The following is a 25,779-nucleotide window of genomic DNA, read 5'->3' as shown; positions in this document are numbered from 1 at the left end:
CGTCCGTGTTGGTTCGGACGCGGGCATTATCCCACGCCATGTCCTCAAGTTCCGCCACCTCGGCTGCAAGCTCGCCTGCGAATTCTCAAACCGACCCCGCCGAGGACCGCCGCGCGCAGCGCGCGCGCCTGCTGTCCTTGCGTGCCGCCCTGCCCGCGCGCGACGATGCCGATGCGCGCATCGCCGCCGCGTTGTCCGAGCTGCTGGCGGGCCTGGCCGTGCGCTGCCTTGGCTTCTACTGGCCGATCCAGCAGGAGTTCGACGCGCGCGGCGCGGTCGCGCAATGGCTCGCGGCAGTGCCCGCGCGCCAGGCGGCGCTGCCGGCGGTAAGCCGGCCCGGCGCGCCGCTGGACTTCCATCGCTGGGACCCGGACACGCCGATGACCAGGGGCCACTATGGCATCCCGGTCCCCGACGGCACCGAGGCCGTGACGCCCGACGCGCTGGTCATTCCCTGTGTCGGCTTCAGCCCGGACAAGTTCCGCCTGGGCTACGGCGGCGGCTTCTACGACCGCACGCTGGCGGCAATGGCGCAGCGGCCCGTGGCGATCGGCATCGGCTATGAAGCGTGCCGCATTGCACTGCCCGCGCAGCCGCATGACGTGGCGATGGACTGGATCGTTACCGAAGCGGGGGCGTTCTAGCCCGATAGGGTGACAGCAGCGTGCGGGCAACGGCCGGTTTCAGCCGGCCTGCACCAGCTCGTCCACCAGCGCGCGCATGCAGCGCCAGTGCGAGCCTTCCCAGAACACCCGCCGGCACTGGTCGCAGGTGACGAAGCTGCGGTGGCGCTCGAGCACGCCGTCTGGCACCCGCCCGGCCGCGGCGGCCGCTTCCAGCGCGTGCAGCGGCACGTTGCAGTCCAGGCACAGCGAGAACGGCCGCGCGCTGCGCGCCAGGTCGAGCCGCGCGAAGATCTCGCGCACCTGCTGGCGCGGCTTGAGCGCCCGCACATAGCAGCCGTGCGTGATGCCGCGGCGCTTGAGCAGTTCACGGTCGCGCGTCAGCACGATGCGGCCTTCGTCGACCGCAATGCGCTCGATCTCGCTGTCCTCGAAGTGGTTGTCGTAGAGGGTGTCGAAGCCGGTCATGCGCAGCAGGTGCGCCAGTCCGCCCAGATGCGCGTCGGCAACGAAATGCGTCGCGCGCAGCGGATGTTCGCGCACGCGCAGCAGCGGCGTGACGTCGAGGCGTTCGAACTTGGGATAGACCGAGACCCGGTCGCCGTCCCGCAGCTGGCGCTCGAAACCGGAGGATTCGCCGTTGACCAGGATCAGCTCGACTTCGGTGTGCGGCACGCCCAGCGCCTCGATCATGTGCTTGACGGTCGCGGCGCGCGCGCACGCGCAGGGCAGGTCACGCCGGCGCTGGTCCGGCGCGAGGAAGTCGTTCAGTTCCTCGTAGAAGCGGAAGGTGGCGGTGACCATGGGGCGAGTATGGCACCGATTTGCCGTGTTAGTACGCTGGTGGCACCACGGACGCATGCAGCAGGCTCCCCTCTCCCCATGAGGGGAGAGGGAGAACACCTTGCCTGGCAAGATCGAGCCGCTTTGGAGCACCCAAAACCGCTCTCTTCTTCAGCGGGTTCCTTACAGCTTCAGCCGCTGCCAGATCGCCTTGGTCGCGGCGGCCGCGTTGAGCGTGTAGAAATGCAGCCCCGGCACGCCCGCGGCGAGCAGCCGCTCGCACAGCGCGGTGACCACGTCCAGCCCGAAGGCGCGGATCGATTCTCGGTCGTCGCCGAAGCTCTCCAGCCGCTTGGCCACCCAGCGCGGCACTTCGGCGCCGCACATCTCGGAGAATCGCATCAGCTGCGAGTAGTTGGTGATCGGCATGATGCCCGGCACGATCGGCACTTCCACGCCCTGCGCGCGCACGTCGTCGACAAAGCGGAAGTACGCGTCGGCGTTGTAGAAGTACTGCGTGATCGCCGAGTCGGCACCGGCCTTGACCTTGCGCACGAAGTTGTCGAGGTCATGGCGCGGCGACTTCGCCTGCGGGTGGTACTCCGGGTACGCTGCGACTTCGATATTGAACCAGTCGCCGGTCTCGGCACGGATGAACTCCACCAGCTCGTTGGCGTAGCGGAACTCGCCGATCTCGCCCATGCCCGACGGCATGTCCCCGCGCAGCGCGACGATATGGCGGATGCCGCCTTCGCGGTACTGCTGCAGGATTGCGCGGATGCTCTCGCGCGACGAGCCCACGCACGACAGGTGCGGCGCGGCCTCGATGCCTTCGCGCTGGATCTCCAGCACGGCGTCGAGCGTGCCCTGCTGGGTGGTGCCGCCGGCGCCGAACGTCACCGAGATGTACTTGGGCTTGAGCGGAGCCAGCTGCGCGCGCGTGTTGCGCAGCTTTTCCAGGCCCTCCGCCGTCTTGGGCGGGAAGAATTCAAAGCTGAAGTAGCGGTCTTGCATGATGGTGGCGCGTCGCGTTGGCGCGGCGCGCGAAATAAGGTCAGTCGTCGCGGTTGCCCAGCAGCAGGCTGGACAGCAGCCACGAGATCACGCTGTACAGGATGGAGCCCAGCAAGGCCGCCCAGAAGCCGCCGACCGTGAAGCCCGACAGCAGGTTGCCGACAAACAGGAACAGCAGCGCGTTGATGACGAAGATAAACAGCCCCAGCGTCAGCAGCGTGACCGGCAGCGTCAGGATCACCAGGATCGGACGGATCAGCGTGTTGACCAGGCCCAGCACCAGCGCCGCCAGCATCGCCGAGCCGAAGCTCTTGATGTGGATCGACGGGATGATGTACGGCAGCACGAACAGCGCAACGGCGTTGATGATCCAGACGACCAGTAGTCTCATGACGGCTCCTTGGTTGGCTCAATGGCGGGATTGCTCCCTCTCCCGCAAGCGGAAGAGGGGAGTTGCTACCTCACTGCGCGCATCAATAGCGGTAGTGATCCGCCTTGTACGGGCCTTCCTTCCTCACGCCGATATAAGCGGCCTGCTGCTCGGTCAGCTCGGTCAGCTGCGCGTTCAGCTTGCGCAGCTGCAGGCGCGCGACCTTCTCGTCCAGGTGCTTGGGCAGCGTGTAGACGCCGACCGGGTACTTGCCGCTGTCGCGTTCCTGCCAGAGCTCGATCTGGGCGATGGTCTGGTTGGCGAACGAGCTGCTCATCACGTACGACGGGTGGCCGGTGGCGCAGCCCAGGTTCACCAGGCGGCCCTTGGCCAGGATGATCAGCTTCTTCCCGTCCGGGAACTTCACGTGGTCGACCTGCGGCTTGATCTCGTCCCACTCGTACTTCTCGATCGAGGCGATGTCGATCTCGTTGTCGAAGTGGCCGATGTTGCAGACGATGGCCTGGTCCTTCATCTTGGCCATGTGCTCATGCGTAATGACGTGGTAGTTGCCGGTGCAGGTGACGAAGATATCGCCATGCTCGGCGGCGTAGTCCATGGTCACCACGCGATAGCCTTCCATCGCGGCCTGCAGCGCGCAGATCGGGTCGATCTCGGTGACCCACACCTGCGCCGACAGCGCGCGCAGCGCCTGTGCGCTGCCCTTGCCCACGTCGCCGTAGCCGGCCACGATGGCGATCTTGCCGGCGATCATCACGTCCGTGGCGCGCTTGATGCCGTCGACCAGCGATTCGCGGCAGCCGTACAGGTTGTCGAACTTGCTCTTGGTGACGGAGTCGTTGACGTTGATCGCCGGAAAGCGCAGCTCGCCCTTCTGGGCCATCTGGTACAGGCGATGCACGCCGGTGGTGGTTTCCTCGGTCACGCCGCGGATGGCTGCCAGGTTGCGGCTGTACCAGCTCGGGTCCTTCGCCAGCTTTTCCTTGATCGCGGCGAACAGGTAGGTTTCTTCCTCGCTGCCCGGGTTGGCGATCAGCGACTGGTCCTTCTCGGCGCGCGCGCCCAGGTGCAGCAGCAGCGTGGCATCACCGCCGTCGTCGAGGATCATGTTCGGGGTGCCACCGTCGGCCCAGTCGAAGATGCGGTGCGTGAAGTCCCAGTATTCCTTCAGCGATTCGCCCTTGAAGGCGAACACCGGCGTGCCGCCCGCGGCGATGGCGGCGGCGGCGTGGTCCTGCGTCGAGAAGATGTTGCACGAGGCCCAGCGCACGTCGGCGCCCAGCGCCTGGAGCGTCTCGATCAGCACGGCGGTCTGGATCGTCATATGCAGCGAGCCGGCGATGCGCGCGCCCTTGAGCGGCTGCGCGGCGGCGAATTCGTCGCGGATCGCCATCAGGCCGGGCATTTCGGTCTCGGCAATGGCGATTTCCTTGCGGCCCCAGCCGGCCAGGTTGATATCGGCGACGAGGTAGTCTTGCTTCAGGTCGGTCACGGCGTTCATCTTTCACTCCGGTGAAGAGTGGCACGCAGGTGACGAGATCGGGAAATCGGGCGGCGGCATGGCAGCGGGCACATGCGCAGCGGGCGGATAGGTCGACTCGCCTCCGTGCGAAACCACGGATCAGCGAGCGCCGTTGAAGACAGTCCGAGCCTGGCGGATGCATGGGGTAGCACTTTTGCCTACCGCATCCGTTGCAACGCTCCTCGGAGTGGCGGTATTGTAGCGTGCCCGGCCGCCTTGCGCACCGGCCCTCCTTGATTTCCTCACAGATGATCCCAACGCCACCCCGCACCCTGACCATCGCCGGCTCCGACTCCGGCGGCGGCGCCGGCATCCAGGCCGACCTGAAGACTTTCTCCGCGCTGGGCTGCTTCGGCATGAGCGCGATCACTGCGATCACCGCGCAGAACACGCTTGGCGTGACCGGCGTGCATGCGATCCCGGCCGACATGGTGGCGGCGCAGATCGACGCGGTGGCCGGCGATATCGGCGTGGACGCGGCCAAGACCGGCATGCTGGGCACCGCCGCCATCGTCGAGGCCGTGGCCGCGGCGGCGGACCGGCATGGCATCCGCAAGCTGGTGGTGGACCCGGTGATGATCTCGACCTCGGGCGCGACGCTGTCCGACGACGCCACCACGCAGGCCATGGTGCGGCTGCTGTTCCCGCGCGCGCTGCTGGTCACGCCCAACCTGCCCGAGGCCTCCTACCTGCTGGGCCGCAGGATTGCGCGCCGCGCCGACATGGAACAGGCCGCCGCCGACCTGATCGCGATGGGCTGCCCGGCCGTGCTGCTCAAGGGCGGCCACCTGGAAGACGATGGCGCGGCCGGCATTGCCGGCGGGCTGGACGACCTGCTGATGCTCGAGGACGGCACTGTGCGCGTGTTCACGCATCCACGCGTCGATACCCGCAACCTGCACGGCACCGGCTGCACGCTGGCAGCGGCCATCGCATCGCAGCTGGCGCGTGGCGATGCGCTGGAAGATGCCGCGGGCAAGGCGCTGGACTATGTGGCGCAGGCCATCGCGGCCGGCGCGGGACTGCGGCTTGGCAGCGGCAACGGCCCGCTGAACCACGCCTTCGCGCCGCGCGCGCTGGGTTGAGCGCCAGATGCAGAGGCTCACCCATATCGATCTGCGCAGCGATCCCGACGCCGCCTTCTACCTCAAGCATGAAGTCGTCGACGTTGCATTCGCCACCGAGGCTGGCGAGCTGGTCAGCCGCGAAGGCCCCAACCGCTACCAGCCCGGCGATGCGCTGATCACCAGCCGCACCGGCGACCGCTGGTGCGTGTCGCGCGACCGCTTCGACCCCAAGTACGACGCCATCCCGCCGCTGGTGCACGGCCAGGACGGCGCCTATCGCAACAAGCCGATCCCGGTGCTGGCGCGCGAGATGCACGAGGCCTTCAGCATCGAACGCAGCGCCGGCGGCGACGTGCTGCACGGCAAGCCGGGCGACTGGCTGATGCAATACGCGCCCGGCGACTATGGCATCACCGAGCGCGCGAGGTTCGAACAGGTGTACCGGCCGCTGCAGGACTGAGCGGCCGGGTTTTTCGGGCAGGTTCAGGCAGGGATCAGTTGCCGCCGCTGGACAGCGGCACCAACTTGAACGCCGCCCGCGCCACGCACACCACGGTGCCGGCCGCATCCTTCACTTCGCCTTCGCAGAAGGCGATGCGCGCGCCGCGGCGCAGGCAGCGCGCTTCCAGCGTCAGCTCGCCGCGCGCGGCGGCAAGGAAGTGGGTCGACATGTCGATGGTGATCACGCCCGTTTCCGTGGGCGCATGCGAGCGCGCCGCCCCGCTGAGCGTGAAGTCCAGCGTCGCCATCAGCGTGCCGCCGTGCACGTCGCCGCGGCTGTTCACCAGCTGCGGGTGCGCCGGCAGGCGCGTGCGGCAGTAGCCCTCCTCGATCACCTCCGGCTGCAGGCCGAAATAGCGCATCAGCGGGACATCGATGCCGAAATAGGGCTTCTCAGGCGTGCCGGGAGCGGCGGGAATGATCTCGGGGAGCTGGGTCGACATGGTGCGCGATGCGGGATGGCTGGCGGGGAATGCTGCCCGACATCATAGCGGCGGGGTCCGCTTCGGTTCCCGCGGCTGGGCGAATGTCGCACAAATCTTGGCGACGCGATGCCCCTCACCAGGTGCGGTGTGCTCCCCTCTATCAAGGAGAGGGGAGCACACCGCCGGACACACTCTGCACGTGATCGCGCGCTCAGCCGGTCGGGAACAGGCTGACGAGATGCGCCACCGCGGCCGGCACGTCGTCGGCCTCGGTAACGGCGCGCACCACTGCGGCACTGCCGACACCCACGGCGAGCACTTCGCGCATATTCGTGGCATTGACGCCGCCGATGCCGACCAGCGACGGGATCACCGGCTGCATCAGCTTTGCATATGCGCGGAAACGGCCCATGCCTTGCGGCTGGGTCGGCATCACCTTGGTCGTGGTCGGGAAGATCGCGCCCAGCGCCAGGTAGCTCGGACGGATCGCCGCGACGCGCAGCATCTCGGCGTAACCGTGCGTGGATATGCCCAGCCGCAGCCCGGACGCACGGATCGCGTCGAGGTCGGCGTCGTCGAGGTCTTCCTGGCCGAGGTGGATGCCGTAGATGCCGCTCTGCGCGCCATTGGCGGCGTGGTAGTCGATCGCCGCCTGCCAGTGGTCGTTGATGAACAGGCGCGACGACGAGCCCTGCATGGCCCTGGCCGCGCGCGCGATCTCGGCGCGCACCGCGGCGGGATCGTCGGACTTGAAGCGCAACTGCACCGTCGGCACGTTCAGCGGCGCCAGGCGCTCGATCCATTCCGCGCTCGGCACGACCACGTACAGGCCCAGCGCGGGGCACGGCGCGAACGGCTCGACGGCCTGCTCCGGCGCCACCAGCGCGACATGGCGCACGTGCGGGAAACGCGCGAAATCCGTCGGCCAGTCGGCCGAGCCCGGCGCCCAGGCGCGCGCCAGCGCCAGCGCATCATGCGCGGGGAAATGCAGCGACAGGCTCGCCAGCAGTACCGCGACGAACGCTGCCGAATGCGGCTGGTCGCTGTCCGCGGCAACCGAGAACACCCAGGTGCCCATCGGCGAGCGCACCGTGTCGATCCACCGGCCGCCCTCGCGGTCGGTCTCGATCAGCGTGGCGCCGCTGGCGGCGACGCGCGCAATGGCTTCTTCGGTGGCTTCGCCGTCGGACAGCAGCACATCGTGCGCGCCGGGATGCTCAGGCGCGTCTTCCAGGCGCCAGGCCTGCCACGGCTTGTCGTCGATGCCGAAGGTCTCGCCATAATGCTCCAGCACTGCCGCACGCAGCGGACCGTCGCTGGGAACGTGGACGGGGCGGCGGGTCATGCGCGCTGCTCCCGCTGCTCCGCCTCCGCATGCCAGAACGGCATGCCGACCACCGGCGTGCTGGCCTGCGCCACCTCGCGCTCGGGCATCGGGCCGGCCAGGTACGCGGTGCGGCCCGCTTCCACGGCCTGCGCGAACGCGCGCGCCATGTTGACGGGGTAGGCGGCCTGCGCCACCGCGGTGTTGAGCAGCACGCCGTCGTAGCCCCACTCCAGCACCTGCGCCGCGTGCGACGGCAGGCCCAGGCCGGCATCGACGATCAGCGGCGTATCCGGCAGGCGCTCGCGCAGCACGCGCATCGCATGCGGATTCACCGCGCCCCGGCCGGTGCCGATCGGCGCGGCCCACGGCATCAGCGCCTGGCAGCCGACGTCGAGCAGCCGGCGGCACAGCACCAGGTCCTCGGTACAGTAGGGCAGCACCTTGAAGCCTTCCTTGATCAGGGTCTCGGCCACAGCGGGCAGGTTGAGCGTGTCGGGCTGCAGCGTGTAGTCGTCGCCGATCAGTTCGAGCTTGATCCACGGTGTCTCGAATACTTCGCGCGCCATCATCGCGGTGGTGATGACCTCCTGCGCGGTGAAGCAGCCGGCGGTGTTGGGCAGCACCGGCACGTTCAGCGCCTTGAGCATCTGCCAGAACGCCTGGCCGCCCTCGCCGTCGCCCACCGCGCCCTGGCGGCGCAGCGCGACGGTGATCATGGCCGGCGCGCAGGCCTGCACGGCCGCTTCAAGCGTGGCCGGCGACGGATAGCGCGCGGTGCCCAGCAGCAGGCGCGAGCCGAACGACTCGCCATACAGCACGAACGGGTCGCGCAGGGTTTCGGAAGGTTCGAATGTCATGGGGTCAGCCTCCCGTCACGGGTTGCACGAGGTCGATGCGGTCGCCGGCCGCAAGAGGGGTGTTGGCATGCGCGGCGCGCGGCACGAACTGGCCGTTGACCGCCGCGGCAAAAGGGGGCGCGATCTTCGCCACGACCACCGCATCCGCCAGTGTGGCGGATTCGGCAAGGGCGAGAGGTCGGCCGTTGAGCAGGATTTCCATGTCAGTCTTGCGTTAGTGCAGCAGCCCGGTGCGCGCGTGCAGCGTTGCGGCCGGCGCTTCCGTCACTGCCTCGATCATGCCGGGCCAGCGCAGCGCGGCAGGCACTGCATGGGCGGCAGGATCGCCCTTGAGCAACGCGCCCACGACCGCGCACGCGGCCTCGGTCACCGCCGGCGCGATCAGGAAGCCGTGGCGGTACAGGCCGTTGACGCGCACCACGCGCGCCTGCTGGTCGACGCGGATCGCCGGCAGGTGGTCGGGCCGCGTGGGGCGGCGCTGCACGTTCAGTTCCAGCACGCGCGCCTCGCCGAAAGCGGGATGCAGCGAATGCGCCGCCGACAGCAGCTCCAGCGCGGAACGCACGCTCATCGGCGAATCGTCCTCGCTTTCCAGTTCGGTCGCGCCGATCACGTACAGGTCGTTGGGCTTGGGAGCAATATAGATCGGGTAGCGCGGATGCAGCAGCCGCACCGGCCGGTGCAGCTTCACGTCGGGCGCATGCACGCGCACCACTTCGCCGCGCAGCCCGCGCAGTCCGGGCGCGCTGCCGCCGGGCTGCGACGGCCACGCCGCGCGCGCGCCCAGGCCGCGGCAATCCAGCACCACGTCGGCGCGGATGCCCAGCGCCGGCAGCGTGTCGGCTTCTACCTCGCCGGCTTCCCAGACACAATGCACGCCCTCGCTGACCGCGCACGACAGCAGCGCGCGCAGCACGCCGCGGTTGTCGAGCTGGCCCTCGCCGGCCAGCAGCAGCCCCTGCGGGAAGCGGCCCGCCAGCGCCGGCTCGACTTCGCCCACGCCCTTGCCGTCCAGCGCCCGCAGCCGCTGCGACACCAGCTCGGGCGGCGCCACCGCGCGCATGCGGCTGGTGAACAGCGACATCTCGCCGCGGTCGCGCGCATGCCAGACCACCAGCGTGCCGTCCTCCTGGAAGAACACCGGCTCCGGCAACTCGGCCAGCCACGCCCGCCACAGGTCGACGCTGGCGATGCCCAGATCGACGATGCGGCGCTCGGCGATGGCCGATTCCGCCAGCGGCGCCAGCATGGCCGCGGCCACGTAGGCGGCCGAACCCGCGCCGTCCGGCCCGGCGCGCTCCACCAGCGCCACGCGGGCGCCGCTGCGCACCAGTTGCCAGGCAGCCAGGCGGCCGGCAAGTCCGGCCCCAAGGATGGCGACGTCAAACGACTGTACTGCTGTCATGAGGGATGTTGTGCCGGCGCATGGGCATGCGGGCATGCCGCCGCGCCGGCCTCCTTGTTGTCTGTGCCGCCGCGCGGGGCGCTGCGCGGCGGCGGAACATGCGCGGGCATGGTTGCGAGGCCATGCCCGTACTGCCGTTGCCTTACGAGTAGATCTTGCTGCCCTTCTTCAGGAACTCGATCGACTTTTCTTCCATGCCCTGCTGCGCTTCCTTGGGCAGCGATGCCGCGTAGTCGCGCACTTCCTGCGTGATCTTCATCGAGCAGAACTTCGGCCCGCACATCGAGCAGAAGTGGGCGATCTTGGCGCCTTCTGCCGGCAGCGTGGCGTCGTGGTACGAACGCGCGCGTTCCGGGTCCAGGCCGAGGTTGAACTGGTCTTCCCAGCGGAACTCGAAGCGTGCCTTGGACAGCGCGTTGTCGCGCAGCTGTGCGCCCGGCCAGCCCTTGGCAAGATCCGCGGCGTGGGCAGCGATCTTGTAGGTGATGATGCCTTCGCGCACGTCTTCCTTGTCCGGCAGGCCCAGGTGCTCCTTGGGCGTGACGTAGCACAGCATGGCCGTGCCCATCCAGCCGATATTGGCCGCGCCAATGCCGCTGGTGATGTGGTCGTAGCCGGGGGCGATGTCGGTCACCAGCGGTCCAAGGGTGTAGAACGGCGCCTCGTAGCAATGCTTGAGTTCTTCGTCCATATTGGCCTGGATGCGCTGCAGCGGCACGTGGCCCGGGCCTTCGATCATCACCTGCACGTCGTGCTTCCACGCCTTGGCGGTCAGCTCGCCCAGCGTGCGCAGCTCGCCGAACTGGGCATCGTCGTTGGAGTCGGCGATGCAGCCCGGACGCAGGCCGTCGCCGAGGCTGAACGACACGTCGTACGCCTTCATGATCTCGCAGATCTCGTCGAAGTGCGTGTACAGGAAGTTTTCCTTGTGGTGCGCCAGGCACCACTTGGCCATGATCGAACCGCCACGCGAGACGATGCCGGTGACGCGGTCGGCGGTCAGCGGCACGTAGCGCAGCAGCACGCCGGCGTGGATGGTGAAGTAGTCCACGCCCTGCTCGGCCTGCTCGATCAGCGTGTCGCGGAACATCTCCCAGGTCAGGTCCTCGGCGATGCCGCCGGTCTTGTCCAGCGCCTGGTAGATCGGCACCGTGCCGATGGGCACCGGCGAGTTGCGCAGGATCCACTCACGGGTTTCGTGGATGTGCTTGCCGGTCGACAGGTCCATGATGGTGTCTGCGCCCCAGCGGATCGACCACACCATCTTTTCCACTTCCTCGGCCAGCGACGAGGTCACGGCGGAGTTACCCAGGTTGCCGTTGATCTTGACGCGGAAATTGCGCCCGATCGCCATCGGCTCCAGCTCGGTGTGGTTGATGTTGGCGGGAATGATCGCGCGGCCCGAGGCGATCTCCTGGCGCACGAATTCCGGCGTGATGTCTTCCGGACGCAGCGGCAGGCCGGCGCCCAGCGCGTTGCCGGGGTGCTGGCGCAGCAGCGCCTTGTATTCGGGCTTGTCGTACAGCGCCTGCAGGTTCAGCGATTCGCGCAGCGCCACGTACTCCATTTCAGGCGTGATGATGCCCTTGCGCGCATAGTGCATCTGCGACACATTGGCACCGGCCTTGGCGCGGCGCGGGTTGGTCAGCTGGGCAAAGCGCAGGTGCGCGGTGGCCGGGTCGTTGGCGCGGTCGCGGCCGTATTCCGACGACAGGCCGGGAAGCACTTCGGTGTCGCCGCGCTCTTCGATCCACTTGGCGCGCACCGCCGGCAGGCCGGCCTTCAGGTCGATATGCACGTCCGGGTCGCTGTACGGGCCCGAGGTGTCGTACACCGGGATCGGCGGGTTGGGCATCTCGCCCTTCTCGGTGCGCGTGGAGGTCTGCAGGATCGTGCGCAGCGGCACGCGGATATCCGGGCGGCTGCCGGTCAGGTAGGTCTTGCTGGAAGCCGGGTAGGCAAATTTCTGGTCGAGGTCGCTCTCGAGCGATTCGAAGGAAGCAGCGGGGGCAGTACGGGCCATGGGTGTCGTCCTCTCTTGCGGGGTGGACGAAACCAGGAGCCCTGTGAGCGCTGCCGGCGGCGTGGTGGCCTGGGCGGCGAGTCCCGGAGGGACTAGAGGCTTGGTCTTGCTGAAACTTCCCACGCCGGTACTAACCGGATCGGGTTCGAAGGGACTCTCTCAGCCGCACGGCCCATCCGTACGGCACCCCTGTTTCATCCAACGGGGTGAATTTAAGCACAGAGCACCGGTGGGCGCCAGTGCCAGTTCCCCGTCGTTTGTGGTGCCACACCTGTGCGCATAGGTATCGAATCGCGCATGGTGCAGCGCAAAAACAGGCATCAAGCGGCCGAGCATGCACTCAAACGCGTGTCAGGTGCTCTACCATGCAAAGCAAACGGCAAGCATCGAACCGATCCAGGAGACCTCCCAAAATGACCGACGCCGCCACGCATCGTGTCTTCAACCAGGTGCCGGACCTTGCGCACTACAACCTCTTCGGCTGCGATCCCATCGTCCGCGCCGCGCTGGAGCGGCTTGGCGGCGGCTGGCATGCCGAGGCGCTGGGGCAGTTCGGCGCGCGGCTGGGCGAGCCGGAAGTGCAGCAATGGGCCGCCGACGCCAACCGCCATACGCCCGAGCTGCACACGCACAGCCGCACCGGCGAGCGCATCGATTCCGTGGAATTCCACCCAAGCTGGCACGCACTGCTGTCGCTGCTGCGCAGCCAGCAATTGCAGGCCCTGCCCTTCGCGCTGCCGCGCGCGGGCGTGTGGAGCGCGCGCACCGCGGGCTACTTCCTGCAGGCGCAGGTTGAGTCCGGCTCGCTGTGCCCGCCCACCATGACCCTCGCCAGCATTCCGGTGCTGCGCAAGGAAACCGCGCTGTTCGCCGAGCTGGAGCCGCGCCTGTATGCGAGCGAGCATGATGCGCGCGACCTGCCCTGGCGCGAGAAGACCGCGATCATGATCGGCATGGGCATGACGGAGAAACAGGGCGGCTCGGACGTGCGCGCCAACACCACCGTGGCGCGCGCCGTGCGTGGCGAAGGCCGCGGCGCGGAATACGCGCTGACCGGGCACAAGTGGTTCTTCTCGGCGCCGATGTGCGACGCGCACCTGGTGGTGGCGCGCATGGGCGCCGAAGACGGCCCGCTGTCGTGCTTCTTCGTGCCGCGCTTCCGCGACGACGGCAGCAAGAACCCGATCCAGATCCAGCGCCTGAAGGACAAGCTCGGCAACCGCTCCAACTCCAGCAGCGAGGTCGAGTTCCGCGACGCGACCGGCATCCTGATCGGCGAGGAAGGACGCGGCATCCCCACCATCATCGAGATGGCGACCAATACGCGGCTCGACTGCGTGATCGGCAGCTCGGCCATCCTGCGCGCGGCCTTCGTGCAGGCGCTGCACCATACGCGCCACCGCAGCGCCTTCGGCCGCCTGCTGGCCGACCAGCCGCTGATGCGCAATGTGCTGGCGGACCTGGCGCTGGAATCCGAAGCGGCCTCGCTGCTGATGATGGAACTGGGCCACGCCTTCGAGCACGCCGAGGGCGACAACCCCGACCCGCTCGCCGCCGCGTGGAAGCGGGTGGTCACGCCCGCGGCCAAGTTCTGGATCTGCAAGCGCGCCATCGAGGCCACCGGCGAGGCGATGGAAGTCTGGGGCGGCAACGGCTACGTCGAAGAAAGCCCGATGGCGCGGCTGTACCGCGAAGCGCCGGTCAACTCGATCTGGGAAGGCTCGGGCAACATCATGTGCCTGGACGTGCTGCGCGCGATCCAGCGCAACCCCGACGACGGCGCGCGCCTGCTGCAGGACCTGCAGCGCCGCGCCGGCGGCCATCCAGCGGTGCGCGCCGAGCTGGCATCGCTGCAGGCGCTGCTGCGCGAAGCGCCGGAGCACCTGGAGGCCAACGCGCGCCGCTTTGCGCAGGGGCTGGTGCTGACCACGCAGGCGGCGCTGATGCTGGCGCATGCCGATGCGGAGAATGCGGAGCTGTTTGTCGCCAGCCGGCTTGGACGCCAGCATGGACGCGTGTTCGGCACGCTGGATGCGGAGGCCGAATTGCTGAAGCGCGTGGCATCGCGCGGCTTCGAAGGCTAGCCGCGCAGACCCGGCGCTTGCGTCACGCCTCCATCGACTCCAGCACGCGCAGCATCACCCGCGGCGCGTAGCGGATCAGGTCATGCGCGCGTTCGCCGATCATGATCGCGGGCGCGTTGATGTTGCCACCGACCAGCGTCGGCATGACCGAGGCATCGACCACGCGCAGCCCTTCCACGCCGCGCACGCGCAACTGCGGGTCGACCACCGCCAGCGCGTCCATGCCCATGCGGCAGGTGCCCACGGGGTGATAGATGGTGTCGGCACGTGCGCGGATCATCTCGCGCACGTCGGCATCGTCGCTGCCGTCGGCGCGCAGGTGCGCGGAGTACAGCTCGCGCCCGCCGTAGCTGGCCAGCTGCGGCTGCGCGAAGATCCGGCGCACGATGCGCACGCCGGCAACCATGTCGTCGAGGTCGCGCACATCGTTGAGGTAGCGCGGGTCGATCAGCGGCGCCTCGCGGATATCGGCCGATGCCAGCCGCACCTCGCCGCGGCTGCGCGGACGCAGCACGCATACGTGGCAGGAGTAGCCGTGGCCGAAGTTGAGCCGGCGCATGTGGTTGTCGGCCATGCCGACGACGAAATGCAGCTGCAGGTCGGGCTCGGCCAGTTCGGGGCGGCTGCGTATGAAGCCGCCGGCCTCGGCGAAGTTGCTCGACAGCATGCCGGTGCGTTCGCGCCGGTAGCGCAGCATTTCCGACAGCAGGGTCATGAAGCCGCTGAACGACACGCCGAACAACTCGGGCGCCGCCACGCGCTTGTGCAGGATGATGTCGAGATGGTCCTGCAGGTTGGCGCCCACGCCGGGCAGGTCGTGGACCACGTCGATGCCAAGCTCGCGCAGCTGCGCCGCCGGTCCCACGCCGGACACCAGCAGCAATTGCGGCGAGCCGAAGGTGCCGGCGCAAACGATCACGTCGCGCCGTGTGCGCAGAAGTTGCTGGCGGCCGTCGCGCGCGACCAGCACGCCGGCCGCATGGCGGCCCTCGAAGACGATGCGCAGGGCCTGTGTGCCGGTCAGCACCTGCAGCCGCGCGCGCCCGCCGTTGCAGGCCTTGTCGCGCGTGTTGCCGCCGTGCAGGTAGGCGCGCGCCGCGTTCCAGCGCTCGCCCGCATGCTGCGTGACCTGGTACCAGCCCACGCCCTCCTGCTCTTCGCCGTTGAAGTCATCGTTGCGCAGGTAGCCCGCCTGCTGCGCGGCCTCGATAAAGCGCTCGGCGAAGGGATTTGGCGTGCGCAGGTCCGATACATGGAGCGGGCCGCTGCCGCCATGCAGCGGATCGTCGTCGCTGCCGGCCAGGCGCTCATTGCATTCCGCACGGCGGAAATACGGCAGCACGTCGTCCCATGACCAGCCGTCGCAGCCTGCGGCGGCCCAGTCGTCGTAGTCGGCGGGCCGTCCGCGCGTGTAGATCATCGCGTTGATCGACGAGCAGCCGCCCAGGCCGCGTCCGCGCGGCTGGTAGCCCCGCCGGCCATTCAGTCCCGGCTGCGGCACGGTCTCGTAGGCATAGTTGCGTGCGCTGGCGCGCGGCAGCATGGCGGCGCACGCGGCGGGTGTGCGTACCAGCACATGGTGGTCGTGCTGGCCGGCCTCGACCAGGGCAATGGTGTCGTCCCCGCTGTCGGCCAGCCTTCCGGCCAGCGCACAGCCCGCCGATCCCGCGCCGACGATGACGTAGTCGTAGGTGGTTTCCATCTGTCTCCCCGCATGTCCGCAGGCGGCGAGAGTCAGCCGGGCCAGCGGATGGCAAGCCGTGAAATTCAGTGTAGGCGCTAGCCTGAGCGGGGGTGAAGGGTTGCGGCGTGCCGGCGTTGGTGGTCCGGGCGGGCGGTTGTCATGCCGATGGAGGAACAGGCATCAATGGCCCTGGCTGGCCTTCAAGTGATGCGCGCGGCAGCCGGCGCGCCATCCCGATGCCCCGGGGTGTTGCAACCGACTGCGCGTCTGGCCTGCGGGTCAGGACACCAGCATCGGCCGCCCGAGCATGCGCGACAGCACGGCCTCGGGCGAGTGGGTGTGGTCGGAGATCGCCTGCGGCTCAAGATAGATGGTCTGCTCCATCATCGCGCGCCCGCGCATGGCGGCGTGCAGCAACTGGTCGCTGAAGACAATCCAGGTCGAACCGGGCGGGAAATGGAATTCCTGCTGGGGCACGTCGCGCTGGTAGTCCAGGTCGGCCTTGGCCAGGTCGTGGAGCTGCAGCATGCGGTGGTCGTATTCCGAGCGCTTGCGCTTGGTGATATGCAGCAGCTTCATCAGCGCCGCCTGTCCCGGCCACATGCCGTGTGTCTTCGGCACGAACTTCTGCGCGAAATCACCGAATGGCTCGCCCACGCGCCACACGCGCGGCGCGGCCGGGTCGATGTTATGGAACACGCGCAGCAGGCGCTTGCCCAGCATCGGGTTGGAGGGGAAGGAATCGACGTGCAGGCGGGTGTCGTCCTTGCGCCAGCTGACCGGGCGGCCGGCGATCTCGCTGGGACGCAGCGAGGTGCCGGCGCGGGTCATGTGGGGAATGTATTCGGGGAACAGCGTGCGGATCAGCGACTCGCTGTTGTCGGCATAGCGGCGGATCAGCGTGTAGAGGTCGGACAGGTCCTGCTGGGTGCCCTGCGCGCCGCGCACCGCGGTGTCGTTGGCGCGGAGGTTGATGTTCTTGGATTTGCCGTCGGAATAACGGGCGTCGAGGAAGCGTTCCTCGCCGGGTTCGAAGTGGAATCTCAGGTTGGGGAAATACAGCACCGCGCCCTGCTCCAGCTCGCGGCGAAGGGTGGCGCGTTCCTCGGGGGTGACCTGGGGGGCCCAGTTGGTGTAGGGCTGTGGGCGGATCAGGTCGAGGCTGCCTCCCGACGCGGAGCGGTTCGGCGCGGTGGCATTGGAAATGGCTGGTGCTGCGGGCATGGCAGTCCTCTGGGGACGGGACCCCCGTGAAGGAATTTTGTGGTGGTTGGGATTTTACTACCTGGGTGTTTGGGTGGCGATTGGGGCGCAGGGGGCGGGGGCTTTCTGGCCTGGTGACATGCTGTTGGCTGTTTTAGCGTCTGCTGTCGCTGTTGATGACATGCTGTCGGCTGTTGAACCGCCTGCGATGATTGAACGAGCCCAGAGCTGGGCGTGGCCCCTGCTGCTCGCGTCAACGCGGGGACGCCTACGGCTGCGCTGCGCGCCGGCCCTAAGGTGGCAGGGCTGCGCCCACGTCCTGATCCGGGCTTCGGGCCCGGCGTCCTTCACGACCGCGCTGTGCGAGCGCAGCGATGCACTCCGTGCCCAAGCCCCCGACCTACGATACTGAGCGCGCGCAGCGCAGCCGTAGGCGTCCCCGCGTTGACGCCGGCAGCAGGCGGCCTACGCCCGGCATGGGGATCGTCCAATAGTGGGTCGACGCAGCCACTATCCCAAACTCACCTGGCGTAGCAGGTTTGAGCCACCAGCCACATCGAACGGAAATCACCACCGCCCGACCCACCCACGCCGCCAAATTGATAGCCAGCCGCTCAGGCGACGCGTTTTTTGGTTACTTTTTGTCGCTCGGACAAAAAGTGACCCGCCCAGCAGGGCGGAACCAGGCGGTTCAACGGCCGACAGCATGTCATCAACGGCGACCCACCACCAAAAACAAAAAACCCCACCGTCCCTTGCGGGCCAGCGGGGCTTGCCGAAGTCAGAAGTGCAGGAGTCCAGGATCCGGACTCCGAAGACCCACTTACAGTCCAGCAGCAGCGCGCAAGGCAGCCGCCTTATCCGTAGCCTCCCAAGAGAACTCCGGCTCTTCACGCCCAAAGTGGCCGTAAGCCGCAGTCTTCTCATAAATCGGACGCAGCAGATCCAGCATCTGCACAATACCCTTCGGCCGCAGGTCAAAATGCTCCTGCACCAGTTCCGCAATCTTGGCGTCCGGAATCTTGCCGGTACCTTCGGTGTACACCGTCACATTGATCGGCCGCGCCACGCCGATGGCATAGCTCACCTGTACCTGGCACTGGCGCGCCAGCCCCGAGGCCACCACGTTCTTGGCCACATAACGCGCCGCATAGGCAGCCGAGCGATCCACCTTGGACGGGTCCTTGCCCGAAAACGCACCGCCACCGTGCGGCGAAGCGCCACCATAGGTATCGACAATGATCTTGCGCCCGGTCAGGCCGCAGTCGCCCTGCGGGCCGCCGATCACGAAACGCCCGGTCGGGTTCACCAGATACGTGGTTTCTTTCAGCATCTCGGCCGGCAGCACCGGCTTGATGATCTCTTCGATCACGGCTTCTCGGATCTGCGCCTGCGTAATATCCGGCGAATGCTGCGTCGACAGCACTACGGTATCGACGCTGTGCGGCTTGCCGTCGACATAACGCACCGTCACCTGCGACTTGGCGTCCGGACGCAGCCAGGGCAGGCGGCCGTCACGGCGCAGCAGCGACTGGCGCTCGACCAGGCGGTGCGCGTAGTAAATCGGGAACGGCATCAGCTCCGGCGTCTCATCGCAGGCGTAGCCGAACATCAGGCCCTGGTCGCCGGCCCCCTGGTTCAGGTAGTCGTCCGAGGCGCGGTCCACGCCCTGGGCGATGTCCGGCGACTGCTTGTCATAGGCCACCAGCACGGCGCAGCCCTTGTAGTCGATGCCATATTCGGTGTTGTCGTAGCCGATGCGCTTGATCGTGTCGCGCGCGATCTGGATGTAGTCGACGTTGGCGGTCGTGGTGATTTCCCCTGCCAGCACCACCAGGCCGGTGTTGCAAAGCGTCTCGGCGGCCACACGCGCATACTTGTCCTGCGCCAGGATGGCGTCGAGGACGGCGTCGGAAATCTGGTCGGCGACCTTGTCGGGATGGCCTTCGGAAACCGATTCCGAAGTAAAAAGGAAGTCGTTTGCCACGAACTTATTCTCCAGGTTGGCTATTGCGTGCCACCCGGTCGGGTTCATGGCGGCGACGCTTTAGCGGTATTTAAAACAGCCCGGTTTGAGCTGCATCGCCCCGCAAGTTGTCAGTTAACTCGGCGATACACGCTATTATACGCGCCTGCCGGGCTCGTTGCAGCGCGCCAAAGGCGCCGACGCAACACGCTGCCGCCACGGCATGCCGTTTGCCCGGATTTACGGCAAGCCGGCGTGGAACTGAATTCCGCGCCGGGGAAAAAATGCGCCGGATTTGACCTGTTTGCAGCCCGGACTGCAATCCACGCCCGATGACCTTTCTTTTCTGGCTGATCTCCCGTTTCCCACTGCGCTTGCTGCAGGCCGCAGGCGGCGCGCTCGGACTGCTGGCAGCACGGCTGCCCGGCCGCTACGGCCAGCGCCTGAATGAAAATTTCCGCCTGGCGTTTCCCGACGCCACGCAGGCGATGATCGATGAAGCCGCCCGCTCGGCCGGTCGCATGATGATCGAGATGCCCTATTTCTGGAGCCGCAAGAAGATCGGCGCACGGCTGCTTGGCTTCGACGACTACATGTGGCCGGAACTGGAAAAGCTGCAGGCCCGAGGCAAGGGCCTCATCATCCTGACGCCGCATCTGGGTTGCTTTGAAGTGCTGCCGCAGTCCCACGCGCTGGTGCGCCCGGTCACCGCGCTGTTCAAGCCGCCACACCAGCCCTGGCTGCGCGACTGGATCGAAAAGATGCGCACCCGGCCCAATATGCACATGGCGCCCGCCACGCCGCGCGGCGTGCGCATGCTGGTCAAGGCGCTCAAGCGCGGCCAGGCGGTGGGGATCCTGCCGGACCAGGTACCCAGCGGCGGCGAGGGTAACTGGGCGCCGTTCTTCGGCAAGCCGGCCTACACCATGGCGCTGGTGCACCGGCTGCAGCAGCTGACCGGCGCGCCGGTGGTCGCGGTCTTTGCGGAACGGCTGCCGAAAGGCGCGGGCTATCGCGCCCACCTGCATGTGCTCAATGAGGGCGGCATGCTGCCGGACGACCCGGCCGAAGCGGCCGCGGTGATCAACCAGGCCGTCGAGATCCTGGTGAGGCAGTGTCCCACCCAGTACCTGTGGGGATACAGCCGCTACAAGGGGCCCGCCGCCGCCCCCAGCCGCAGCACCGAGCCGACCACTGACCAATCGATTTCATGAGCCGCGTGTTCACCTGGCTCGGCATCGGCCTGCTCACGGTGCTGGGCAAACTTCCATATCCGTTCGTTGCCCGCTTCGGCGAAGCGCTGGGCAGCCTGCTCTACCTGATTCCCAGCGCACGCCGCCGCGTGGTGCAGGCCAACCTGCGCCTGTGCTTCCCGGACAAGACCGAGGCCGAGATCGACGAATTGTCGCGCCAGAGCTTCCGCACCGTGTTCCGCAGCTTTGCCGAGCGCGGCATCTTCTGGACCGGCAGCGAGGCGCAGATGCGCCGCTGGGTGCAGATCGACGACCAGGCCGACCTGGTGTCGCTGGACGGCACGCCGCATATCCTGGTCACGCTGCACCTGTCGGGCGTGGAGGCCGGTGCGATCCGGCTGACCATCCACCTGCGCGAGCATGTGGGGCGTTCCGGCGCATCGCTGTACACCAGGCAGAAGAATGATTTGTTCGATGGCTTCCTCAAGCACGCGCGCGGCCGCTTCGGCGCCAACATGATTTCGCGCAACGACAGCGCACGCGACATCCTGCGCTGCCTGAAGAAGGGCGAAGCGCTGCAGCTGATCGCCGACATGGACTTCGGCGAACGCGATTCGGAATTCGTGCCGTTCTTCGGCGTGCAGGCGCTGACGCTGACATCGGTGTCGCGGCTGGCGCGCCTGACCGGCGCCAAGGTTGTGCCGATCTACACCGAGATGCTGCCCGACTACCAGGGCTACGTGCTGCGCATCCTGCCTGCCTGGGACAACTACCCCGGCGAAAGCGTCACCGACGACACGCGCCGCATGAATGCCTTCTTCGAGGACTGCATCCGCCCGCGCGTGCCTGAGTATTACTGGGTGCACAAGCGCTTCAAGCACCGCCTGCTGGGCGAACCCGAGATCTATTGAGCGTCCGCCGAGGGCGGCAGCAACTTGCGCGAGCCGCGGCTACAATCCCCACCATGAAACTCCAGTTCACCAAGATGCATGGCGCCGGCAACGACTTTGTCGTGCTCGACGGCATCCACCAGCAGATCGACCTGACGCCCGCGCAATGGCGCGCGCTCGCCAGCCGGCATTTCGGCGTGGGCGCCGACCAGATGCTGGTGGTCGAAAAACCGTCGCGCGGCGATGTCGACTTCCGCTATCGCATCTTCAATGCCGACGGCAGCGAGGTCGAGCACTGCGGCAACGGCGCGCGCTGCTTCGTGCGTTTTGTCAGCGACAAGGGCATGACCGACAAGCGCTCGGTGCGCGTGGAGGTGATGAAGGGCGTGATCACGCTGACGCTGCAGGACGACGGCCAGGTCACCGTGGACATGGGCGCGCCCGAGCTGGAACCGGCCCAGGTGCCGTTCCGTGCCGAGGGGCTGCCGACCCGGGCTGAAGGCGTGGATACGGTCTACGGCCTGGAGGTCAACGGCCGCACCGCGTGGATCTCGGCGGTGTCGATGGGCAACCCGCATGCGGTGCAGGTGGTGGACGACGTCGAGGACTTCCCCGTGCTGCAGGACGGGCCGGTGATCGAGCAGCACGCCACCTTCCCCAACCGCGTCAATGCCGGCTTCATGCAGGTGCAGGACCGCAACACCATTCGCCTGCGCGTCTACGAGCGCGGCGCCGGCGAGACGCTGGCCTGCGGCACCGGCGCCTGCGCAGCGGTGGTCGCCGGCATCCGGCGCGGCCTGCTGGACTCGCCGGTCAAGGTGCATACGCATGGCGGCGACCTGACCATTGCCTGGGACGGCGGCACCGAACCGGTGCGCATGACCGGCCCGGCGACCACGGTGTTCGAAGGCACCATTGACCTGGCGGCCCTGCCGGCCTGACCATAGGGGCAGCGCGCCCCACGACACAGCCCGCATTGTTTCCGGCCCAGGCGGGGCGCCCATTCCCTGATCTTGCAGGTCATACCGATGGAGCGCCCATGCCGCTGGACGATTTCCGCATCACGACGGGCAAGCGATTCCGCCTTGCCGATTTCCCTCCCGGCAGCAAGCCGCTGTCGCGCGGCGGCAAGGCCGAGGACCTGGCCCTGATTGCCGAACTGAGCGAGGGCCTGGACGCTAAGCAGGACATCTTCTACGCCGAACACCGCCGCAAGCTGCTGGTCGTGCTGCAGGGCATGGACACCAGCGGCAAGGACGGCACCGTGCGCGGCGTGTTCCGCAGCTTCGATCCTCTGGGCATCCGCGTGGTCGGCTTCAAGGCGCCCACGCCCAATGAACTGGCGCGCGACTACCTGTGGCGCATTCACCTGCAGGTGCCCAGGGCCGGCGAGATCGTGGTGTTCAACCGCAGCCACTATGAAGACGTGCTGGTCACGCGCGTGCACGGCTGGATCGACAATGCCGAAACCGAACGGCGCTTCCGCCAGATCCGGGATTTCGAGGCAATGCTGACCGAGACCGGCACCACCATCGTCAAATGCTTCCTGCATATTTCGCGCGACGAGCAGAAGGCGCGGCTGGAGGCGCGGCTGGCAGACCCGGAAAAACACTGGAAATTCGACACCACCGACCTCGCCGAGCGCAAGCACTGGAAGGCCTACATGGATGCGTACGAGGCCGCGATCATGGCGACCAGCACGCAGGAATGCCCGTGGTACGTGGTGCCGGCCGATTCCAAGACGCACCGCAACCTGATGGTGGCGGAGATCCTGACGCGGGTGTTCGAAGACCTGAAGCCCGCCTACCCGCCGACCAAGCCGGAACTGGCGAACATCAAGGTCGAATAGCGCCCCGGTGCAGACGGCTGGCCGCCCGGCTCAGCCACCTCAGCCGCCTCAGCCACCATTCCCGCGATGCACGTCGTGCGTGACGAACGGGTGCTCGCGGCTGGGCATCGCCAGCCAGTGCGGATGGCGCAGCGTCTGGCGGATATCGTCCAGGCCGCTGGTCCAGTGCTCGTTCATGGTCAGCAGGCCGAACTGGTAGTCCTTGGCCATGTTCTCAAACGATTTGTCGCGGTAGATCAGCTGGATCACGTTACGGCGCGCGTCGCAGGCCTGTTCGGCGGCGCGGCGGTACCACTCGCTGTTGCGCTTGGATTGCGGCACCAGCGCCATCACCTCGTTGAGCATGCGGCGCATGTTCTGCTGCTCGCGCATGTAGTCCGTAATGGCGCGGGTGCGGCTGGAATAGCGGATCTCCTTCTCGCGCTCGGCAACATCGATCAGGTCATGCGGCAGCTTGCCGCGCGCGCTCCACAGGTCGACCTGGAAGATCAGCGCGTCGCGCCGCGGCTGCGCGGTCAGCACCTCGGCCAGCGGGGTGTTGGACACGAGACCGCCGTCCCAGTAGTACTCGCCGTCGATCTCCACCGCCGGGAAACCCGGCGGCAGCGCACCCGAGGCCATGAAATGCTCGGGGCAGAGCTTGTCGCGGGTGTTGTCGAAATAGGCGAAATTGCCCGTGCGCACATTGACCGCGCCCACCGAGACCCGCATCAGCTCGGGGCGATGGTTGATCAGGTCGAAGTCAGCGAAGCGCTCCAGCGTGGCCTTCAGCGGCGAGGTGTCGTAGAAACTGGCGCGGCCGGGTTCGGCATAGCGCATCATCAGCTCCACCCAGCTGCGCGGCTGGAAGAAGCCGCGCTGGCCTTCGACCATGGCGCGCGTGGCATGCAGGCCGTCGAACCAGACGCGCAGCGGCTCGGGCCAGCTCTCGGCGCCGTCGGTCAGCCAGGTGGGCGACAGGCTGGGCAGCCACGGCTGCGCGCAGATGTGTTCCCAGAACGCGCGCAGCTGTTCGATGCGGCGCTCGGGCGGATTGCCGGCAATCACCGCGGCATTGAGCGCGCCGATGGAAATACCGGCGACCCAGTTCGGGTAGATCCCGCCTTCGGCCAGGCCCTGGTACACGCCGGCCTGGTAGGCACCGAGCGCGCCACCGCCCTGCAGCACCAGTGCGCGCACGGCATAGGCTTCATGCGCGGGCCTGTCGGGCGCCTTGGCGTCCTGGCGCACCGGCTTGCGCGGACGCACCTGCGCGCCGCGCTCGGCCAGCGAATCGCCGTTGCCGTTGGTCTTGGCTGTTTCGCTTTCCGCTTCCTTCGCTGCCGCCGCTGCCGGCTGCCGCCCTGCCCGTTCCTGCCGCTCTTTCGCCGCCACGCACGCCCCCTGCCGATTGGATTTTCCGCCTGCCCTGGATCGTTGCAGCGCCCGGCGCATCCGCGCGCGGGCGCAAGGCTTCGTCAGACGCCGTAGCGCTGCCGATACGCCGACACGGCCTCGCGCGAAGCAGCCAGCGACTGGTCCTGCGACGCGTCGAGATAGGCCAGCAGGTCCTTCAGGCTGGCGATCGCGATCACGGGGATGCCGAATTCGCGCTGCACGTCCTGCACGGCCGAATGCGTGCCAACCTGGTCGGCGGTCCCGCTCTTTTCCATGCGGTCCAGCGCGATCAGCACGGCGGCCGGCTCGGCGCCGGCGGCGCGGATCAGGTTGACCGATTCACGCACCGAGGTGCCGGCGGAAATGACGTCGTCGACGATGACGACCTTGCCCTGCAGTTTGGCGCCAACCAGCGTGCCGCCTTCGCCATGGTCCTTGGCTTCCTTGCGGTTGTAGGCGAAGCCGACGTCACGTCCCATGCCGGCCAGCGCCACCGCCGTCGCCGAGGCCAGCGTGATGCCCTTGTAGGCCGGCCCGAACAGCACGTCGAACTGCACGCCCGAGGCCAGCAGGGTTTTCGCATAAAATTGCGCCACCTCGCCGAGCATCGCGCCCTGGTTGAACAGCCCGGCATTGAAGAAGTAGGGCGACTTGCGGCCGGCCTTGGTGACAAATTCACCAAACGACAGGACGCCGGCGTCGAGCGCAAAGCGGATAAAGGTCTGGCTCAGGTCGGTGCCCTGCATGCCCTCGGGCAAGGCGGCCGGCGTGTTCTGCTGCGTCATCATTTCTCTCTGAATTCAAAATTTCCCCGAATGTTACGGATTATCAGCGCCAACCTCAACGGCATCCGCTCCGCGTCCAAGAAGGGCTTTTTCGACTGGATGGGCAAGCAGGACGCGGACATGGTCTGCGTGCAGGAACTGAAGGCACAGGCCGCAGACATGACCGAAGCGTTCCTGGCGCCACACGGTTACCACGGCTACTTCCACTATGCGGAGAAGAAGGGCTACAGCGGCGTGGGCCTGTACACGCGGCACAAGCCTGAGCGGATCATCACCGGTTTCGGCAACGCCGAGTTCGACGGCGAAGGCCGCTATGTGGAAGTGCAGTATCCGCACCTTGCGGTGATCTCGGTGTACGTGCCTTCCGGTTCCAGCGGCGAGGAACGCCAGCTGGCCAAGTTCCGCTTCATGGAGGCTTTCCTGCCCCACCTGCTGCAGCTGAAGGCCAGCGGGCGCGAGATCGTTCTGTGCGGCGACGTCAACATCGCGCACAAGGAAATCGATATCAAGAACTGGAAGGGCAACCTGAAAAACTCGGGCTTCCTGCCGGAAGAACGCGCCTGGATCGGCGAGTTGTTCGACGTCCATGGCTACGTCGATGTGTTCCGCAAGCTCGATCCTCGCCCGGACCAGTACACGTGGTGGAGCAACCGCGGCCAGGCATACGCCAAGAACGTGGGGTGGCGCATCGATTACCACCTGGCAACGCCGAAGATCGCCGACACGGCGCAGCTGTGCTCGATCTACAAGGACGAGAAGTTCAGCGACCACGCGCCGTTGTCGATCGATTACGACTATCCGCTCTGAGCT

24 protein-coding genes and 2 riboswitches are annotated in these 25,779 nt (G+C 67.4%); of the genes, 9 read left to right on the top strand and 15 right to left on the bottom strand.

The annotated features are described in order from the left end of the window. Positions 1-38: 38 nt before the first annotated feature. On the top strand, positions 39-644 hold the full coding sequence (locus tag E0W60_RS11820) for a 5-formyltetrahydrofolate cyclo-ligase (protein WP_135704249.1): 606 nt from the start codon (positions 39-41) through the stop codon (positions 642-644). Between the two features lie 39 nt (positions 645-683). Here E0W60_RS11820 and E0W60_RS11815 read toward each other — a convergent pair whose 3' ends face one another. From E0W60_RS11815 to ahcY, 4 genes are all read right to left on the bottom strand, one after another. Then, the gene (locus E0W60_RS11815; RefSeq protein WP_135704247.1) at positions 684-1,427 is read right to left on the bottom strand and encodes a Mut7-C RNAse domain-containing protein; all 744 of its coding nucleotides are present in this window, start codon (positions 1,425-1,427) and stop codon (positions 684-686) included. 162 nt (positions 1,428-1,589) lie between these two features. After that, complete coding sequence (gene metF / locus E0W60_RS11810; protein WP_133098173.1) at positions 1,590-2,420, bottom strand: methylenetetrahydrofolate reductase [NAD(P)H]; 831 nt, start codon at positions 2,418-2,420, stop codon at positions 1,590-1,592. A gap of 40 nt (positions 2,421-2,460) precedes the next feature. Further along, positions 2,461-2,811, bottom strand: coding sequence for a phage holin family protein (locus E0W60_RS11805; RefSeq protein ID WP_133098172.1), 351 nt, complete (start codon positions 2,809-2,811; stop codon positions 2,461-2,463). 82 nt (positions 2,812-2,893) lie between these two features. Continuing rightward, the gene (ahcY, locus tag E0W60_RS11800) at positions 2,894-4,312 is read right to left on the bottom strand and encodes an adenosylhomocysteinase (protein WP_135704245.1); all 1,419 of its coding nucleotides are present in this window, start codon (positions 4,310-4,312) and stop codon (positions 2,894-2,896) included. Between the two features lie 118 nt (positions 4,313-4,430). Then, a riboswitch (S-adenosyl-L-homocysteine riboswitch) is annotated at positions 4,431-4,523 on the bottom strand. Positions 4,524-4,581: 58 nt separating this feature from the next. Here ahcY and thiD point away from each other — a divergent pair. Together thiD and E0W60_RS11790 are read left to right on the top strand one after the other, a co-directional pair. Continuing rightward, entirely contained in the window at positions 4,582-5,418 is an 837-nt protein-coding gene (thiD, locus tag E0W60_RS11795) for a bifunctional hydroxymethylpyrimidine kinase/phosphomethylpyrimidine kinase (protein WP_167884580.1), read from the top strand. Positions 5,419-5,425: 7 nt separating this feature from the next. Next, positions 5,426-5,860 (top strand): PGDYG domain-containing protein, encoded by a 435-nt coding sequence (locus tag E0W60_RS11790; RefSeq protein ID WP_133098169.1) that lies wholly within the window; start codon positions 5,426-5,428, stop codon positions 5,858-5,860. Positions 5,861-5,894: 34 nt separating this feature from the next. On the opposite strand, the gene E0W60_RS11785 is transcribed toward E0W60_RS11790, so the two are convergent. The 6 genes from E0W60_RS11785 to thiC form a co-directional block, all read right to left on the bottom strand. Next, the gene (locus E0W60_RS11785) at positions 5,895-6,344 is read right to left on the bottom strand and encodes a PaaI family thioesterase (protein WP_063241153.1); all 450 of its coding nucleotides are present in this window, start codon (positions 6,342-6,344) and stop codon (positions 5,895-5,897) included. A 193-nt stretch (positions 6,345-6,537) separates the two neighbouring features. Continuing rightward, positions 6,538-7,671, bottom strand: coding sequence for a thiamine phosphate synthase (locus tag E0W60_RS11780; protein ID WP_133098168.1), 1,134 nt, complete (start codon positions 7,669-7,671; stop codon positions 6,538-6,540). Next, positions 7,668-8,510, bottom strand: a complete 843-nt coding sequence (locus E0W60_RS11775) for a thiazole synthase (protein WP_133098167.1) — start codon at positions 8,508-8,510, stop codon at positions 7,668-7,670. Before E0W60_RS11775 ends, E0W60_RS11780 begins: the two co-directional genes overlap by 4 nt. Positions 8,511-8,514: 4 nt before the next feature. Beyond that, a complete protein-coding gene (gene thiS, locus E0W60_RS11770) occupies positions 8,515-8,712 on the bottom strand; it encodes a sulfur carrier protein ThiS (protein ID WP_029047356.1) in 198 nt (65 codons plus the stop codon). 12 nt (positions 8,713-8,724) lie between these two features. Further along, positions 8,725-9,915, bottom strand: coding sequence for an FAD-dependent oxidoreductase (locus E0W60_RS11765; RefSeq protein WP_133098166.1), 1,191 nt, complete (start codon positions 9,913-9,915; stop codon positions 8,725-8,727). Between the two features lie 142 nt (positions 9,916-10,057). Next, entirely contained in the window at positions 10,058-11,938 is a 1,881-nt protein-coding gene (gene thiC / locus E0W60_RS11760) for a phosphomethylpyrimidine synthase ThiC (RefSeq protein WP_133098165.1), read from the bottom strand. Between the two features lie 99 nt (positions 11,939-12,037). Continuing rightward, positions 12,038-12,139, bottom strand: a riboswitch (TPP riboswitch). A gap of 212 nt (positions 12,140-12,351) precedes the next feature. On the opposite strand from thiC, the gene E0W60_RS11755 reads away from it, so the two are divergent. After that, on the top strand, positions 12,352-14,022 hold the full coding sequence (locus E0W60_RS11755) for an acyl-CoA dehydrogenase family protein (RefSeq protein WP_135704241.1): 1,671 nt from the start codon (positions 12,352-12,354) through the stop codon (positions 14,020-14,022). Positions 14,023-14,044: 22 nt separating this feature from the next. Here the strand turns inward: E0W60_RS11755 and E0W60_RS11750 are convergent, their stop codons facing one another. The 3 genes from E0W60_RS11750 to metK all read right to left on the bottom strand — a co-directional run bounded on the left by E0W60_RS11750 (position 14,045) and on the right by metK (position 18,896). After that, positions 14,045-15,724 (bottom strand): GMC family oxidoreductase, encoded by a 1,680-nt coding sequence (locus tag E0W60_RS11750; RefSeq protein ID WP_135704239.1) that lies wholly within the window; start codon positions 15,722-15,724, stop codon positions 14,045-14,047. A 261-nt stretch (positions 15,725-15,985) separates the two neighbouring features. Beyond that, positions 15,986-16,930: a Kdo hydroxylase family protein gene (locus E0W60_RS11745; protein WP_135704237.1), complete on the bottom strand. Its 945-nt coding sequence runs from the start codon at positions 16,928-16,930 to the stop codon at positions 15,986-15,988. 802 nt (positions 16,931-17,732) lie between these two features. Beyond that, on the bottom strand, positions 17,733-18,896 hold the full coding sequence (metK, locus tag E0W60_RS11740) for a methionine adenosyltransferase (RefSeq protein WP_133098160.1): 1,164 nt from the start codon (positions 18,894-18,896) through the stop codon (positions 17,733-17,735). A gap of 311 nt (positions 18,897-19,207) precedes the next feature. On the opposite strand from metK, the gene E0W60_RS11735 reads away from it, so the two are divergent. The 4 genes from E0W60_RS11735 to E0W60_RS11720 all read left to right on the top strand — a co-directional run bounded on the left by E0W60_RS11735 (position 19,208) and on the right by E0W60_RS11720 (position 22,807). Then, on the top strand, positions 19,208-20,089 hold the full coding sequence (locus tag E0W60_RS11735; protein ID WP_135704235.1) for a lysophospholipid acyltransferase family protein: 882 nt from the start codon (positions 19,208-19,210) through the stop codon (positions 20,087-20,089). After that, complete coding sequence (locus tag E0W60_RS11730; protein WP_135704233.1) at positions 20,086-20,979, top strand: lipid A biosynthesis lauroyl acyltransferase; 894 nt, start codon at positions 20,086-20,088, stop codon at positions 20,977-20,979. Before E0W60_RS11735 ends, E0W60_RS11730 begins: the two co-directional genes overlap by 4 nt. A gap of 53 nt (positions 20,980-21,032) precedes the next feature. Further along, complete coding sequence (dapF, locus tag E0W60_RS11725; protein WP_135704231.1) at positions 21,033-21,899, top strand: diaminopimelate epimerase; 867 nt, start codon at positions 21,033-21,035, stop codon at positions 21,897-21,899. Positions 21,900-21,997: 98 nt separating this feature from the next. Then, on the top strand, positions 21,998-22,807 hold the full coding sequence (locus E0W60_RS11720) for a polyphosphate kinase 2 family protein (protein ID WP_133098156.1): 810 nt from the start codon (positions 21,998-22,000) through the stop codon (positions 22,805-22,807). A gap of 48 nt (positions 22,808-22,855) precedes the next feature. On the opposite strand, the gene E0W60_RS11715 is transcribed toward E0W60_RS11720, so the two are convergent. Both E0W60_RS11715 and pyrE read right to left on the bottom strand, forming a co-directional pair. Further along, entirely contained in the window at positions 22,856-24,181 is a 1,326-nt protein-coding gene (locus E0W60_RS11715; protein WP_135704230.1) for a patatin-like phospholipase family protein, read from the bottom strand. Between the two features lie 83 nt (positions 24,182-24,264). Next, complete coding sequence (gene pyrE, locus E0W60_RS11710; RefSeq protein ID WP_431189917.1) at positions 24,265-24,969, bottom strand: orotate phosphoribosyltransferase; 705 nt, start codon at positions 24,967-24,969, stop codon at positions 24,265-24,267. Between the two features lie 30 nt (positions 24,970-24,999). Here pyrE and E0W60_RS11705 point away from each other — a divergent pair, with 30 nt between their 5' ends. Further along, complete coding sequence (locus E0W60_RS11705) at positions 25,000-25,776, top strand: exodeoxyribonuclease III (protein WP_135704226.1); 777 nt, start codon at positions 25,000-25,002, stop codon at positions 25,774-25,776. Positions 25,777-25,779 lie beyond the last annotated feature (3 nt).

The organism is Cupriavidus oxalaticus (assembly GCF_004768545.1).
Taxonomy (GTDB): domain Bacteria; phylum Pseudomonadota; class Gammaproteobacteria; order Burkholderiales; family Burkholderiaceae; genus Cupriavidus; species Cupriavidus oxalaticus_A.
This window is presented reverse-complemented; position numbering and strand designations above follow the sequence as displayed.